This is a genomic window from Enterococcus sp. DIV0755b (assembly GCF_051713765.1).
GTDB classification, from domain to species: Bacteria; Bacillota; Bacilli; order Lactobacillales; family Enterococcaceae; genus Enterococcus_C; species Enterococcus_C canintestini.
Window position 1 is genome coordinate 976,525 of sequence record NZ_JBIOQN010000001.1, and the last position, 15,236, is coordinate 991,760.

Sequence of the window (15,236 nt, forward strand, 5' to 3'; positions counted from 1 at the left end):
TCCTCCTCATAATTTTTGGTACAAAAAAATCCTACCCTTTTAGGCAGGAGGATCGTCAATGGCGACAATATGGGTAGTAAGACCCATTAGCTTGTGACGGACCCTTCTTAGCCTCTCTGGACTATGTTAAAGGTGGTTTGAAAAAATGGACACGCAATGATGCGAATTTTTTCAATGGTGAATTTTTTTGCTGTTAAAAATATACACTACAAAAAGACAGATAGCAAGGAGATTTACTTTCTTTGTCACCCCTAGTAAAATCTAATATTCTTTACTCTAATTTTTTTAAAAGCGCTTTTAATTAAGAGGTCTTTTTTTCACTTAAGCTAGAAGGTGCGATTCCAAATTGTTTTTTAAAAGATTTACTAAAATGATAAGCATCTTGGTAGCCTGTAGCTTGCGCAATCTGTTTGATGGACAGTGTTGTTGTTTTTATTAAATGTTCGGCCTCACTTAATCGTAATTTAATGAGATAATTAATCGGACTTTCCCCGACAATATCTTTAAATAAACGGGATAAGTAGGCAGGGCTTACAAATTGTGCTTGGGCAAGTTGCTCTAAACTGATTTCTTCTGTAAAATGATTTTCCAAAAAATAGATTGTCTCATCAACAATTTTTTGCTGGCGCTGTTGACGGCTGGTTAAAGAAGTAGGTTGGCGTTCGTTTGTATCATCAAGACCGCGTAAAATATGCACCAACATTTCACTGATGAGAATTTTGCGTAATACCTGCGTTTCTGGAGCATCTTGATACAATTCCTCTAATAGACGCCACGCGATTTGTAAGACATTTTGCTGGTGACGACCCAAGTTTAAAATGGGACTTTTATGGGGAAAAGTATCCCGAGGCAAACCTTGTAACGTAAAATTTTTAATCCCGATATGCAGTTGATGAGAAGTTTGTTTAATATGGCGCTCCATATGATGATAGCCCGGGTTAAAGAGTAGAACTTGCCCAGCTCGAATAGTAGTTTTGGGTAAATCTTCAAAAAAATACTCTGATTCTCCTTCTAATACTAGTGAAATTTCTAAAAAATCATGGGCGTGATAATTTCCAACTGAATCTTCATCGCAACAAGCATCAAAAAGATATAAAATTTCAGGATTAAAGGTTTGCGGATTGATTAAATGCATAATAAACTCCTATATTTTAACGAATTATGAAATCGCTTTAATTTTGTTTTAAAAAAAAAGAGGCCAATAAAGGCAAAAGCTATCTTTGTTAATATTTTACATCATTTTAAAGAAGATATCCCATTTCTTTTCTAATTCAATCTACTAAGATATTTATAGATAAAAGTTGGAGGTGAATTTATGTCGAATATGCAATGGATCTGGCGTTATATCAAAAAATCACGCAATCATTTTGGTCTTATTTGTTTATTTATTTTATTGAATGCAAGTTTGATTGTGGTTAATCCGTACGTGGGCGGGTTAATTGTAGATGACGTCATTAATCAGGGGAAAAAAGCGTGGTTGTTACCTTTAATCGCTTTAATGATTGGTACCACGGTTTTACGGACGATTGTACGCTATTTGTATCAAATTTTGTGTGAAAAAATGAGTCAAAATGCGATTTATCAATTACGCGAGGATATGTATTCTAAATTACAGACACTAGATTTTGATTTTTTTAATCATACGCGTGTAGGTGATATTATGGCACGAATGACTGGCGATGTGGATGCAATCCGTCATTTTGTTGCCTGGGTCACTTACAATATTGTGGAATGTGTATTGTGGTTTTTAGCTGCTGTGATTGTGATGGCGTTTATTAGTTGGCAACTTACATTGTCTTTATTAGTAGTCACACCGATTATTTTTATTTTAACCAATAAAATGGCTAAAGAAGCGCATCCCAAGTTTTTTGAAATTCGGGAAAGTTTTGCACGCCTGAACTCGATGGTAGAAGAAAATATCGGCGGTAATCGCGTGGTAAAAGCTTTTGCAAGAGAAGATTTTGAATTAGATAAGTTCAAACAATACAATGAAGATTTTAAACAACGAAACTTGGATTCTGCTGAAGTTTCCGCTAAATTTTTACCGTGGCTGGATGGGTTTGCTGGTACATTAGCTGTTATTACGTTAGTTTTTGGCGGAATTTTAGTTATCCGCGGTAATCTGACGTTAGGACAATTGGTAGCTTTTAATGGTTATTTATGGATGTTAAATAATCCTTTACGAATGAGCGGCTGGCTGATTAACGACGTGCAGCGTTTTAATGCGGCTTGTATTAAAATCCGCCAATTATTGGGCCAAAAATCAAGTATTCCTGTTGAAGATGAAAACTTATTGACACCAATTAAAGGAGAAGTAGTCTTTGAAAATGTTAGTTTTCATTTTTCAGATGATCCAAATCACAATGTCTTATCCCAAATTAATTTTAAAACTGGACCAGGTAAAACAGTAGGCATTTTAGGAGAAACTGGCTCTGGGAAAACCACCTTAGTAAATTTGGTGGGGCGTTTTTATGATCCTACTCAAGGCCGTGTTTTAATTGACGGCAAAGATGCGCGGGAATATCCAGTACGTCAATTGCGTGAAAGTATTTCGATGGCTATGCAAGATGTTTTCCTATTCTCCAATACAATTGCTGATAATATTGCTTTTGGTAATCCTTATGCAGATGAAAACTTTATTCGGCAAATGGCGACAGTGGCAGATGCTGATTCCTTTATTACGCGAATGCCTCAGGGGTATGAAACGGTTGTCGGTGAACGGGGAGTAGGGCTATCTGGAGGTCAAAAACAACGGATTTCTTTAGCGCGCGCCTTAGCTAAAAATCCCGCTATTTTAATTTTAGATGATACAACTTCTGCTGTGGATATGGAAACGGAGTCGAAAATTCAGCAGGAATTGGCTAAATTAACAACCAAAAAAACGACCTTTATCATCGCCCACCGTATTTCTTCTGTTAAAGATGCCGATCTCATTTTGTTAATGGAAAAAGGCCGGGTAGTAGAACAAGGAACCCATGAAGAGTTGGTGACTAAAAAAGGAAAATATTACGAAGTATACCGTAAGCAATTGGGATTGACAGGGGGGACAGAAGATGGCGCGTAATCGTTTTGATGAAGACGAAGAATTAGCACAAGAATTTCGCTGGGGCGATTTAAAACGGCTTTTAAGCTACGTCACCCCTTATAAAAAAGCAATTATTATCGTACTCGCTACGATTATTTTAGCCAATGGTTTAGGGATGTTAGGCCCTTATTTAACCAAAATCGCCATTGATACGGTTATTCCGCAACAAGATAGTAATCGGTTATTGCTGCTAGGTGGTATTTTCTTAGGTTCATTAATTATTATCGGGCTGTGCATGCGTTATCGTATTATCCAAATTACGACAATTGGACAAGATATGTTAAAAGATATGCGTTTTGATATTTTTGAACATTTGCAACGCTTGCCTTTTTCATATTTTGACAATCGTCCTCATGGCAAAATTTTAATTCGGGTTGTCAATTACATCAATACGTTAAGTGATTTATTAAGTAATGGCTTAATAAATTTGATCTCAGATATTTTTAGTGTCGTGATTACTCTTATTTTTATGTTCTTTATCGATGTACGCCTAACTTTTTATAGCTTAATTTTATTGCCAGTTTTATTTGTGATGGTGCTTGTGATTCAAAACAAACAACGTAAAGCGTATCAGGCATTAAGTAATAAACAATCCAATTTAAATGCTTATATTCACGAAAGTATTGCCGGTATCCGTATCACCCAGTCGTTTGCTAGGGAAAAAGAAAATGCGCGGATTTTTGATGAGGTAAGTGAAGAATACCGCACATCTTGGATGCATGCGGTGAAAATTCAATTTCTTTTATGGCCGGGTGTGCAAAACATAGCCGTCTTAACGACCTGTATTATTTATTATGTCGGGATTTCATCTCTGGGAGTTAATGTGACTACTGGAACATTAATTGCCTTTATTAGCTACATTAATAACTTTTGGAATCCGGTGATTAATATTGGAAATTTTTATAATTCACTGATAACAGCGAGCGCATACTTGGAACGGATTTTTGAAACACTAGATGAAATTCCCGATATTCAAGATGCAAAAGATGCTCAAATTTTACCACCAATTAAAGGTGAGGTAGATTTTGAACATGTAGCGTTTCGTTATGAAGCAGGTAAAAACATTTTAAATGATATCACCTTCCATGTGAATCCTGGACAAAGTATTGCACTTGTTGGTCCTACTGGCGCAGGTAAAACAACGGTTATTAATTTATTAAGTCGTTTTTATGATGTCAATGAAGGTAGTGTCAAAGTTGATGGTAGAGATGTTCGGGAGGTAACATTACAGTCTTTACGTAGTCAAATGGGAGTTATGTTGCAAGATACATTTATTTTTTCCGGAACGATTATTGAAAATATTCGTTATGGTAATTTAGCAGCGACAAAAGAAGAAGTGATTGCTGCAGCCAAGGTTGTTCGGGCTCATGATTTTATTAAAGATTTAAAAGATGGCTATGAAACTGTCGTCGAAGAAAGAGGGAGCACGCTTTCAGCTGGACAGCGTCAATTGATTTCATTTGCGCGCGCTCTTTTAGCAGATCCTAAAATCTTAATTTTAGATGAAGCGACATCTAGCATTGATACTAAGACAGAGGAGCTGCTCCAAGAAGGATTGCAGCAACTCCTAAAAGGTAGAACATCTTTCATTATCGCCCATCGGCTGTCTACGATAAAAAATGCCGACCGCATCTTTTATATCGCAGAAGGTAAAATTGCAGAAAGCGGCAATCATGAAGAGTTAATGAAAGAACGGGGACTGTATTATCATTTGTATCAATCCCAATATGATTTATTGCAAGCAATTTAAAAAAGTCACGAAATGTTTCCGCTAAAAGAAACATTTCGTGGCTTTTTAAGTAGTTTGTCCTTGGATTAATTTAACCGGTAAAAGATAATTTGTTTCAAGTTTTTTGTCGGCATCTTTAATTCGTTGGAGCAATAAGTCCACTAAAACATCGGCGAAGTCTGACATCGGTTGGGCGATGGTAGATAATTGAGGGAAATAATTTTGGATAAATTTGGTCCCATCATAACCGATAATTTTTAAATCATCAGGGATGTTTATTCCTAAAGCGTGGGCTTGATTTATTACTAGGATGGCGGTTAAATCGTCAGTACAAAATAACCCGTCAGTTTCTTCACTAGTCAAAATCCGTTTAATATCGAGATTTTTCATCGCCGTTGAACGCGCCATACTACGAATTTGGTGAACGATAGGACTTAAATTGTGTTCCTTTAAAAATTGTAAGTAGCCGGCTAAGCGATCGTTAGTTGGTGAGGCTGATTCTTGGGAGCCAGTTAAAATAGCAATTTTACGAGCTCCTTTCAAATAGAGGTTTTCAGTCGCTAAGTATCCTCCTTGAAAGTTATCACTCCCAACAATGGGGATGTCATCTGCCAGATAACGATCAAATGAAACAATCGGCATCTGTAATTTTTCATATTCATTAATCCCTAAGTTATGGGCGCCGGCGATAATACCGTCGACTTTATTGGCGGCTAACATATTTAAGTAATTACGTTCTTTTTCTTTGTTGTTGGCACTATCACATAAAATAGAACGATAGCCTAATTCAAACAATTTGCTTTCCAAAAGTTCCACCAGCTCCCCATAAAATGGATGAGCAACGGTAGGAAAAATTAAACCGATTAATTGGGTGTTTTTTCCTTGTAATGAACGAGCCAATGAGTTTGGCTGATAATTTAATTCTTTCATTGCTGCATGGACTTTATCAATTGTCTTTTGACTTAAAGAACCATAGTTATTAATAACGCGAGAAACAGTTGTCGGCGAAACACCGGCTTTTTTTGCGACGTCGGTTAATTTTATTGTCATCTATTTCAGTCCTTATTTTTTCATGGACCGTAAAGGAAAAAGTGTACCCTGCCAGTTTTTATCTGTCATAACCGTCAGAGCTGTTGCCGACTTTTCTGGGAAATAGCGAGCGGTTAAAGTTTGTTCCCCTTGATTTATAAAGATTTCTACCACAGAAGAATCTACAAAAATTTGTAAATTAAGTGGTTGTTTTGTAATTTCAAATTCTCTTTGTGAACCAAAGGCAGTGGCAAAAGGGTGTTCGCTGTGGTTACGGTCAACTTTCATTTTACCATGCTTTGAATCAAATGAAATGGTTAAGCCATTATTTTTGATGGGGTCATGGAATAAAGTGATTGTACCTTTAGCGTCTTTTGTAAAAGTCAATTTTGCTTCATAACTGTTTGTATGCAGGTCAAAACTTTCAGTAGAAGAAGTGCCCTTTAGTTTTTGCATAGGTGTTGTTTGTAATTTTTTACTTTCTTGGATCGGTTGTTGGAAAAGCACATCTCCTATTAAATGCAACTCTTTAACTAAGCTTAAACAATGCGCCCAACCTTCTTGATCGGTGGGGTATTCAATTTCGGGTAAGCCGATCCAACTAATTGCTAAAACACGTCCATCCGGAGCATTAAAAGCTTGGGTGGCGTAAACGTCAAAGCCTTCATCTAAATTTTTTAAAGAACTAGCTCCGATTAAAGTATTCGTAGCTAAATCAAATTTTTCCGCTACCACATACATATTGGGATAGATATTGTCATAGTGGCAAATGTTTTTATCTAAGCCTTGAGGACAAAAAAGTAAAATCGGCCGTCCTTTATAAAAAACTAAATTGGGGCATTCAATCATAAATCCCATTTTTTTATCGGTGAAAGATAACGGCCCGATAAATTGCCATTCTTTTAAATCATCACTAATATACGTTAATATTTGACCTTCTTGTTTGGTATTTTGAGCCCCAATCAACATGACATATTTTTCTTCATATTTAAAAATTTGAGGATCACGAAATTCCTGCGTATAACCAGCAGGTGGACTAGGGATGAACGGAGTAGAAATTTTTGTAATTTCATTATTTGTATCCATCAGCGCCCCCAATTGATAAGAATGACGCTCCCAATCTTGATCACGCACGTTGCCGGTATAAGTCAGCAATAATTGATCACCAAACGGAAACGCTGATCCAGAATAGACACCGTGACTGTCGTATTTACTGTCAGGTTGAAGCGCTAACCCTAATTCCTGCCAGTCGATTAAGTTATCTGAAACAAGGTGATACCAAGATTTTACCCCATGAACTGCACCAAAAGGGTAAGCTTGATAGAATAGGTGCCATTGATTATTAAAATAAGAAAAACCATTTGGATCATTTAAAAGTCCTGTAACAGGTTGAATATGGTAATTAAGACGCCATTGTGATTGGGCGACAGAATGGAGAAGTTCTTTTTTGTATTCAGTTGACCATTGTTCGTATGGTCGATATCGTTTTTGGGTATTCCAATTAATCGATTTCATAAATTATGCTCCTGTCTTAAGTAAACGATTTCTAAGCTTATAGTAGAATATTGTGGTTTGTTTGTCAAACGTATAACAATTTTATTTTGACGTCATACTAGATTTTTTGTTTGATTCTAGTTTGTTTGAAGGAAAATGAAAAATATTTTTGATAAACGTTTGACAATTTTACTTTAGCATGTCATACTAAAGCCAGAAAAAGCGATTACATTTTCTATTTATCCTTAATTTAATTTTGTATTTTGCACTTATTTACAAAAGGATAAAAACACAATGAACTTAGGAGGAAAAAAGATGGATTACAAAAAAGTTGCTGAAGAGATTACACAGGCTTTGGGAAAAGATAATGTTCTAGCGGCTGCTCATTGTGCAACTCGGTTACGTTTAGTTTTAAAAGACAGTAGTAAAGTTGATCAAAACGCGTTAGATAATAACGACGCGGTCAAAGGTACTTTTGAGGCAAACGATCAGTTTCAAATTATCATTGGTGCAGGGGATGTCAATTATGTCTATGAGGAATTTGTTAAATTGACCGGCACCAAAGAAGCTTCTACCGCTGATATGAAAGCGATTGCTTCTAGTGGCAAGAAAAACAATCCTGCGATGGCATTTATTAAAGTGTTATCTGATATTTTTGTGCCAATTGTGCCGGCCTTAGTTGCTGGTGGTTTACTGATGGCTATTAACAATGTGTTAACAGCACAACATCTTTTTGGGCCGCAATCTGTAGTTGAAATGTTTCCAGGAGTCCAAGATTTTGCGAGTATTATTAACTTATTAGCTTCAGCACCATTTGCCTTTTTACCAATTTTAGTTGGATTTTCAGCGACACGCCGTTTTGGTGGCAATCCTTATCTGGGAGCAGCGATGGGGATGGTTATGGTAATGCCGGACTTAGTCAATGGTTATGGCGTAGCCAATGCTATTGCAGATGGTTCAATGCCATATTGGAACATTTTTGGTTTGCAAGTGGCACAAGCTGGTTACCAAGGTTCTGTGCTGCCGGTTTTAGCAGTATCATTTATTTTGGCTAACTTAGAAAAATTCTTTCATAAACGTTTGGCTAATGCTTTTGATTTTACGTTTACACCTATGCTAGCTATTATTATTACGGGTTTTTTAACTTTTACAGTAGTAGGCCCGATTATGCGGGGCGTTGGGGATGGCTTAACATACGGCTTAACGTGGTTATACGATACAACAGGAGCTATTGGGCTTGGGATTTTTGGTCTATTTTATTCACCAATTGTCATTACGGGGCTACACCAAAGTTTTCCTGCTATTGAAACAACATTATTAGCAGATGTTGCAAAAACAGGCGGATCTTTTATTTTTCCAGTTGCTTCAATGGCAAATGTAGCACAAGGGGCGGCAACATTAGCGATTATGTTACTAACGAAAAACGAAAAGCAAAAAAGTTTAGCAACTTCTGCAAGTATTTCCGCTATGTTAGGTATTACAGAACCCGCGATTTTTGGGGTAAACCTTAAATTGAAGTTTCCTTTTATCTGTGGGATGATTGCCTCTGGTATTGCCTGTGTAGTCATTGGTTTGTTCCATGTTTTATCAGTGGCAATGGGACCTGCTAGTGTGATTGGTTTTATCTCCATTGCACCTAAATCAATTCCATTTTTTATGTTGGGAATTTTAGTTAGTATTGTAGTTGGCTTTACGACAACTTATCTTTACGGTAAGAAAAACATGGCTTTATTAGCAGATGAAACAACAACAAAAGCAGATGTTGCTGTGGCGATTAATGAAGATCCTGCACCAATGAAAACACCTAAAGATGAAGTGTTGGCTTCAGCGGTGACAGGCACTGCGATTGCTCTTGAAAATGTAGATGACCCAGTTTTTTCAACAGAAATGATGGGTAAAGGAATTGCGATTAAACCAAAAGAAGGGATTATTTACGCACCGGCTGATGGGGAATTAACAGTTGTTTATGATGCAAGACATGCTTATGGCTTAAAAACGACCCAAGGAGCAGAAGTTTTAATTCATATTGGAATTGATACCGTGAATTTAAATGGAGTGGGTTTTACAACCCAACGGAAGTACGGTGAGTTGGTGAAAAAAGGGGATGTTTTGGGAACATTTGATTTAAAAGCATTACAAGAAGCAGGTTATGATGATACAGTCATGGAAATTGTCACCAATACACAAGCCTATGCTGCTGTTGATGTCTTAAATAAGAAGCAAGTTGTCGCCGGCGAAGATTTATTAGTTGTAAGTGAAGTTCAAAGATAAATTATAGTTATTTCTTATAAAAACACCAAAGTAAAAGCGTAAAACATTGAAGTGACCCCCAAAAGTTAGACCAAAATCTAACTCTTGGAGGTCGGATCACATACGCGTAACTTTGGTGTTTTTTATAGATCAAGAGATTATAGCGTTTTTATAAGTAAGTCTATAAGGTGTTACTTTAATCCAGCTTTGTAGACGGGATTTCTATGGCAATAAGCTGAATTTTGAAGAGAGTTGAAAATTTCAGCTTATTGCTTGAGAACTGGGGGATTAACTTATTAAGCAAAATATACAAACGAGGTTATGACAGAAGCTACTTCTGTCATAACGTTTATTTGGAAAAAGGAGATGTAACAAGACATTTGTCACATCTCGTAATTATTTGATATTTTAAACAGTTTTAGTAGAGGTAATTTTTTTGAAATGGAAGTAGCATGTTTCAAAATCACCTTTTATACGAGGAATTAATAAGCCAGCATGATTTAACTCAGCTCCGCTAAAAATGGCTTGGCTATTTACTTCTTGATAAAGTGCGTCGTGGTCTAGATAGTAAGTTTTCAAATAGTTTGCTTTTTGTGCAGGTTGAGCTAAACCGTGAAAATAAACGACTAGTGCTTCGTCTTTATTTTTAAATAGCCAAGCACAAGCTGCAGTTTCAGTAGGTAAAAGTAGACGATAAAAGTCTCCGAATTGTAATAACTGGCGATGCTTTTTATAAAAATTAATTTGTTTTTTTATTTCTGTAAGCGTAGTTTCAGATTGTTGATTTATTGCGAGTTCATAGCCGAAATTACCACTCATCGCAATTAAACCACGTGTTTTCAGCGGTGTAATTCGGCCAACTTGATGATTCGGGACATCAGAAACATGGGCTCCCATCATAATAGGTGGATAAAGATAGCTGTAGCCACTTTGAATCCTTGTTCGGCATAGAGCATCAGAATTGTCACTCGTCCACGTTTGAGGCATATACGCCATCATGCCAGGATCAAAACGTCCACCGCCACTGGAGCAATTTTCAAATAGAACTTCAGGAAACTTTGTCGTTAAAGTTTGTAAAATCCGATATAAGCCTAAAACATAGCGGTGGGCAATTTCTTGTTGCTGATCCTGCGGTAAAGTAAGGTTGCCCACTTCGGTTAAATGGCGATTCATATCCCATTTAATATAATCAATTTTTCCAGTTTGCAAATAGCCAGTCAGCATGTCAATAATAAAATCTTGGACAGCTTCTTTACTAAAATCCAATACCAGTTGTTGTCGTCCTTGGGTTAAGGGATAATTTGGAACTTGCAATGCCCATTCGGGATGTTTATTAAAAAGTAAGCTCTCTTTTGAAATCATTTCTGGTTCAAACCATAAACCAAATTGTAAGCCTTTTTCGTGAATTTTTTCAGCTAAGCCGGTAATTTTACTCGGAATTTTAGTTGTATTTTCAAACCAGTCTCCCAATGCTTTTGTATCATCATTTCGCTGACCAAACCAGCCATCATCTAAAACGAATAACTCAATACCTAATTCTTTGGCTTTATCGGCTTGGTTTAATAAATCTGTTTCGGTAAAATCAAAATAATTTCCTTCCCATGTATTTAATAAAATTGGCCGCTCTTTTTTTTGCCAGGTTTTAGGAACCAAGTGCTCTTGGTAAAGATGATGAAATGTTTGAGACATGCCGTTAAAGCCAGTGGTACTGTAGACCATAACTGCTTCTGGAGTTTCAAAAATAGCTTTTGAATCTAATTTCCAGGAAAAAGTGTCCGGATTAATGCCCATTTGAACTCGGGATGTACCATATTGTTCTACTTCAACTTGAGCGATAAAATTTCCGCTATAGATAAGGTGAAATGCCATTACTTCACCGCTATTTTCGGTTGTGTTCCAGTTTGCCAGTGCCAAAAACGGCTGGTGCTGTGGACTGCTAGTTCCCCGATTAGAATCAATTCTTTGAATACCAGGGTGCAATTTTTGTCGGGTAATATTGGCTTCATTAGTATGGGCACCATTAAGGGTGACTAAATCATAATCACAACGAGGCAAATCTAACATTAGAGAACCAGCATTTTCTAAATAGATAGCCGTATTACTTAAGTTTTCAAAAGTTACACTGCGGGTAATAGCAGATGAATCGGTAAAAATACTGTAGTGTAAGATCATTTTTAGTTGCTGAATTGAATCAATTAATACAATTTCCAATGTCTTAGCTTTTGAACCACGAAGAGTAGGTAATTCTGAAAGTTTAGGTTTTCCGTCATAGATGCGATAGCTTTCATATTCAAAGGCGGTCACATTATTGCCGGCTTGATTAAGAAACTGATAATTTGCAATCCGATAATCGAGGCTTCCTTGAGTGCTTGTTTCTAATGGTAATGTGTTAAGCGAAAAAGTTCGCTCGCTACTGATAGGATTAGTATTAAAACCGCGATCGATAAATTGGGGTGGATTACTTTGATGATAACTTGTTAAAGCGGGGCCAAAGTAGCAATGTTGTAAATACTTATCTTTTTCTACTTGGAAAATATAACTAATGGAATCGTTGCGCAAGTGAAAACGCTTTTTCTTTTCTTGGTAAATAATTTCCATTCTAATCGCCTCTATTCTCTTTTAATAATAATAAGATATAATAGAAAGATAGCGCTAAACAAGAAAAAATAATTTTGGGAAGGGTAAAAAATTGCAAGAGATAAATCAACGTTTTCATTATATTTCAGATGAAGGATTGCCTTTAATTTATGGGGTGGGAATTGGTTTTGGCGGGCAAGACTATTTTTGGGATGCGCGTCAGCGCAAGGAAAATATGCTCGTATTGCAAATGACGTTAACAGGAAGTGGCCAATTAAAAACACCCGGGGCAATGTTTGCCTTAACCTCGGGGAAAGCCTTTTTAGGTGAAATTCCCGGTAATTATCAGTACTTTGGTGATAAATGGCATTTTTTATATTTAGAATTTTCTCCTAATGTTCGCCAATGGTTTCCGCAGTCTATCCAGGTGCTAACCTTAGAAAAAAAGCATCAGCTTGAAATAAAGAATTTGGTATCAAAATTAATTGAATCAGAAGTCGATATTTATTTAAACGCCAAGCTGACTTTTCAACTAGTACTTACCTTGAAAGCGTCGATTAAAAACCAAAACCTTGATCAGTCACCTAAAATGTTAAAAGTAAAAGATTATTTGAATAAAAATTATTCAAATGATTTTTCTCTCGATGATTTGGCACAAGAATTTGGCATGTCCAAATTTCGCTTAATACGTGAGTTTAACTCGGTTTATCAAATACCCCCTATGCATTATCTACAAAAAATTCGCATTAATCATGCGCAAGAGCTCTTGTGGCTAGGTAAAGAAGTGCAGTTTGTCGCAGAAGCTACTGGCTTTTCGAATGCCAATTATTTTAGTAAAGTGTTTCGCAAAGAAGTGGGGATGAGTCCATCTGACTACCGGGCAGGTAAGGAATTTTATCGGCATTAAAAAACAGTTGCGATTAAAAATAAAAGTGCTCCGAAAAGTTAGATAAAAAATCTAACTTCTCAGAGCACTACAATTAGCGACTGTTTCTTTAATTTTTACGTTCCACGAGTCGGGTTTTCTTGGTGCGACCAATTATAAGAGGTACAGTTTCATATAAGACGTCACTATATTCTAAACCAAACCAGTTTTCTGGGGACATAGTATGTCGTTTAATAAAGAGTTTTGCCTGCATGATCTGACGTTCCCATTTATCTAGTTCCGTATTGTTAGAAAGCTCTTCTTCGATTAAGACAAATTGGAAATCACCGACATTTCGTCCCGGTGTTAAGGAATATCGTTGGGGTTGTTTTGGTAGCCGACCATCTTTCATTAAGTCATGAATAATTTGCCGGACGTAAACATTTACTTCCTGATTGACGCGAAAACCTAAATACAAACGGACAACGACAATAAAATCAGTTTCTAAGGTATCAACAGAAAATTCTTTAGTGTAAGGTTCATCTGTTACGACAACATTTACAAACCAATATGTTTGGGCCCGTTTTGGTCGTTTGTCTAAAATAGAGTAAACGAATTGTTTTCCAATTTCATCATCATTAATATGAGGTACTAGAAAAACCACGTTTGTTTGATACATTGGAATACTTTCATCTTGACGTAAAGCAGCTAATTGGGGGATATATTCTTTTAGATGCACGGTATCCGCTGCTTCTTCTTGAATAATATTGCCCCATTCCCAAATAATCATGACAGCTAAGATAAGTAAAGCAATAATCACAGCGACAAAGCCACCGTGTAAAAATTTCGCGGCACTGGAAATGAAAAAGATCGTTTCAATAGCTGCAAAGAAAAGACTAACACAAGCTGCTAGCAATTTATTGTGCCGTTTTTCTGATAAATAAAAGTAAAGTAAAAGAGTTGTCATAAGCATCGTTACCGTAATGGATAATCCGTAAGCTGCTTCCATATGAGAAGAGGTACGGAAAGTAAGCACGATTAAAGAACAAGCCAACCACAAAATAAAGTTCACCGCTGGGATATACATTTGCCCAATTGAAGATCCGGGATACATGATTTTCATTCGTGGCAATAAGCGCAACTTAATGGCTTCAGAGACTAAGGTAAAAGAACCGGACAATAGCGCTTGTGAAGCAATTACAGCTGCAATGGTAGCAAATATAACCCCGAAAACCATCCAACTAGCTGGTAAAATACGGAAAAATGGATTTAATTGTTCAATCGCCTGGATTTTAGGGTCTTGATAAACACTTAATAACCAAGCAGCTTGACCTAAATAATTTAATAAAAGGCAAACTTTGACATAAGGCCAGCTGACACGAATATTTTTCTTACCGACGTGCCCCATGTCAGAATACAAAGCTTCCGCCCCAGTAGTTGCTAAAAAGATATTGCCTAAAATTAAAATGCCCAATTTGTTATCAGGACTAAATAAAAGTTTGATGGCATACATCGGATTTAAAGCGCGGATAACAGATAAATCTTGCGCAAAGTGAAAAAGCCCCATACCACCTAAAAAGGTAAACCATAAAAACATCGCCGGGCCAAAAGCTTTCCCTACCATATCGGTACCAAAACGCTGGACTGTAAATAAAATTAGTAAAATAATTAATGTAATAATTACAATCACATTTTGGTTCATCCCAAAACGATCGTAAAAGGCTGGGATGCCCCGTAAGCCTTCAATAGCAGTTGTTACTGTAACCGCAGGCGTTAACACACCATCAGCTAGTAGCGCTGCTCCACCAATCATAGCTGGGATAATTAGGAATTTGCTTTTTTTTCGCACCAATGTATACAGCGAAAAAATTCCGCCTTCACCGTGGTTATCGGCATTTAAGGCAATTACAACGTATTTAATTGTGGTTAAAAACGTTAGTGTCCAAAAAATCAGCGACACAGCACCTAAGATAAAATCTGGATTGAGACTTTTTAAGCCACCGTTTTCTTCGACAATTGCCTTCATAACGTAAAGAGGACTTGTCCCAATATCACCGTAGACAACCCCCATCGCAACCAGCAAGCCCGCTGCTGTTACTTTTGACATTTTCTGTTGACTCATTTTTTCCTCCTAAGTTTTGCTAAAATTAACTGAATAAGTTTCAAAAATGAAAACTTTCTCAGTTGGAACTTAGGTCTGGCAATGA

The 15,236-nt window shown here is 36.7% G+C and carries 9 protein-coding genes; 4 read left to right on the forward strand and 5 right to left on the reverse strand.

All coding sequences use genetic code 11. From position 1 onward, the window contains the following. Positions 1 to 301 precede the first annotated feature (301 nt). Positions 302 to 1,135: an AraC family transcriptional regulator gene (locus tag IGI65_RS04685; RefSeq protein WP_071864647.1), complete on the reverse strand. Its 834-nt coding sequence runs from the start codon at positions 1,133 to 1,135 to the stop codon at positions 302 to 304. Positions 1,136 to 1,315: 180 nt separating this feature from the next. Between IGI65_RS04685 and IGI65_RS04690 the strand changes: the two genes are divergently transcribed. Both IGI65_RS04690 and IGI65_RS04695 read left to right on the forward strand, forming a co-directional pair. Then, positions 1,316 to 3,064, forward strand: coding sequence for an ABC transporter ATP-binding protein (locus IGI65_RS04690; protein WP_438773385.1), 1,749 nt, complete (start codon positions 1,316 to 1,318; stop codon positions 3,062 to 3,064). Next, entirely contained in the window at positions 3,054 to 4,835 is a 1,782-nt protein-coding gene (locus tag IGI65_RS04695) for an ABC transporter ATP-binding protein (RefSeq protein WP_438773386.1), read from the forward strand. Before IGI65_RS04690 ends, IGI65_RS04695 begins: the two co-directional genes overlap by 11 nt. A 45-nt stretch (positions 4,836 to 4,880) precedes the next feature. Here IGI65_RS04695 and IGI65_RS04700 read toward each other — a convergent pair whose 3' ends face one another. Together IGI65_RS04700 and IGI65_RS04705 are read right to left on the reverse strand one after the other, a co-directional pair. Continuing rightward, positions 4,881 to 5,864, reverse strand: a complete 984-nt coding sequence (locus IGI65_RS04700) for a LacI family DNA-binding transcriptional regulator (RefSeq protein ID WP_438773387.1) — start codon at positions 5,862 to 5,864, stop codon at positions 4,881 to 4,883. Positions 5,865 to 5,876: 12 nt separating this feature from the next. Next, entirely contained in the window at positions 5,877 to 7,358 is a 1,482-nt protein-coding gene (locus IGI65_RS04705; protein ID WP_438773388.1) for a sucrose-6-phosphate hydrolase, read from the reverse strand. Positions 7,359 to 7,652: 294 nt separating this feature from the next. Here IGI65_RS04705 and IGI65_RS04710 point away from each other — a divergent pair, with 294 nt between their 5' ends. Continuing rightward, a complete protein-coding gene (locus tag IGI65_RS04710; protein ID WP_438773389.1) occupies positions 7,653 to 9,608 on the forward strand; it encodes a sucrose-specific PTS transporter subunit IIBC in 1,956 nt (651 codons plus the stop codon). A 387-nt stretch (positions 9,609 to 9,995) separates the two neighbouring features. Here IGI65_RS04710 and IGI65_RS04715 read toward each other — a convergent pair whose 3' ends face one another. Further along, positions 9,996 to 12,185, reverse strand: a complete 2,190-nt coding sequence (locus IGI65_RS04715; protein ID WP_438773390.1) for an alpha-galactosidase — start codon at positions 12,183 to 12,185, stop codon at positions 9,996 to 9,998. A 91-nt stretch (positions 12,186 to 12,276) separates the two neighbouring features. Here IGI65_RS04715 and IGI65_RS04720 point away from each other — a divergent pair, with 91 nt between their 5' ends. Further along, entirely contained in the window at positions 12,277 to 13,071 is a 795-nt protein-coding gene (locus tag IGI65_RS04720) for a helix-turn-helix domain-containing protein (RefSeq protein WP_438773391.1), read from the forward strand. An 88-nt stretch (positions 13,072 to 13,159) separates the two neighbouring features. On the opposite strand, the gene IGI65_RS04725 is transcribed toward IGI65_RS04720, so the two are convergent. After that, the gene (locus tag IGI65_RS04725; protein ID WP_438773392.1) at positions 13,160 to 15,151 is read right to left on the reverse strand and encodes a KUP/HAK/KT family potassium transporter; all 1,992 of its coding nucleotides are present in this window, start codon (positions 15,149 to 15,151) and stop codon (positions 13,160 to 13,162) included. Positions 15,152 to 15,236: the final 85 nt, after the last annotated feature.

Coding starts and splice junctions, on each gene's coding strand:
- IGI65_RS04715 (WP_438773390.1), bottom strand. CDS start 12,185: ATGGAAATTATTTACCAAGAAAAGAAAAAGCGTTTTCACTTGCGCAAC.
- IGI65_RS04725 (WP_438773392.1), bottom strand. CDS start 15,151: ATGAGTCAACAGAAAATGTCAAAAGTAACAGCAGCGGGCTTGCTGGTT.
- IGI65_RS04695 (WP_438773386.1), top strand. CDS start 3,054: ATGGCGCGTAATCGTTTTGATGAAGACGAAGAATTAGCACAAGAATTT.
- IGI65_RS04700 (WP_438773387.1), bottom strand. CDS start 5,864: ATGACAATAAAATTAACCGACGTCGCAAAAAAAGCCGGTGTTTCGCCG.
- IGI65_RS04690 (WP_438773385.1), top strand. CDS start 1,316: ATGTCGAATATGCAATGGATCTGGCGTTATATCAAAAAATCACGCAAT.
- IGI65_RS04685 (WP_071864647.1), bottom strand. CDS start 1,135: ATGCATTTAATCAATCCGCAAACCTTTAATCCTGAAATTTTATATCTT.
- IGI65_RS04705 (WP_438773388.1), bottom strand. CDS start 7,358: ATGAAATCGATTAATTGGAATACCCAAAAACGATATCGACCATACGAA.
- IGI65_RS04710 (WP_438773389.1), top strand. CDS start 7,653: ATGGATTACAAAAAAGTTGCTGAAGAGATTACACAGGCTTTGGGAAAA.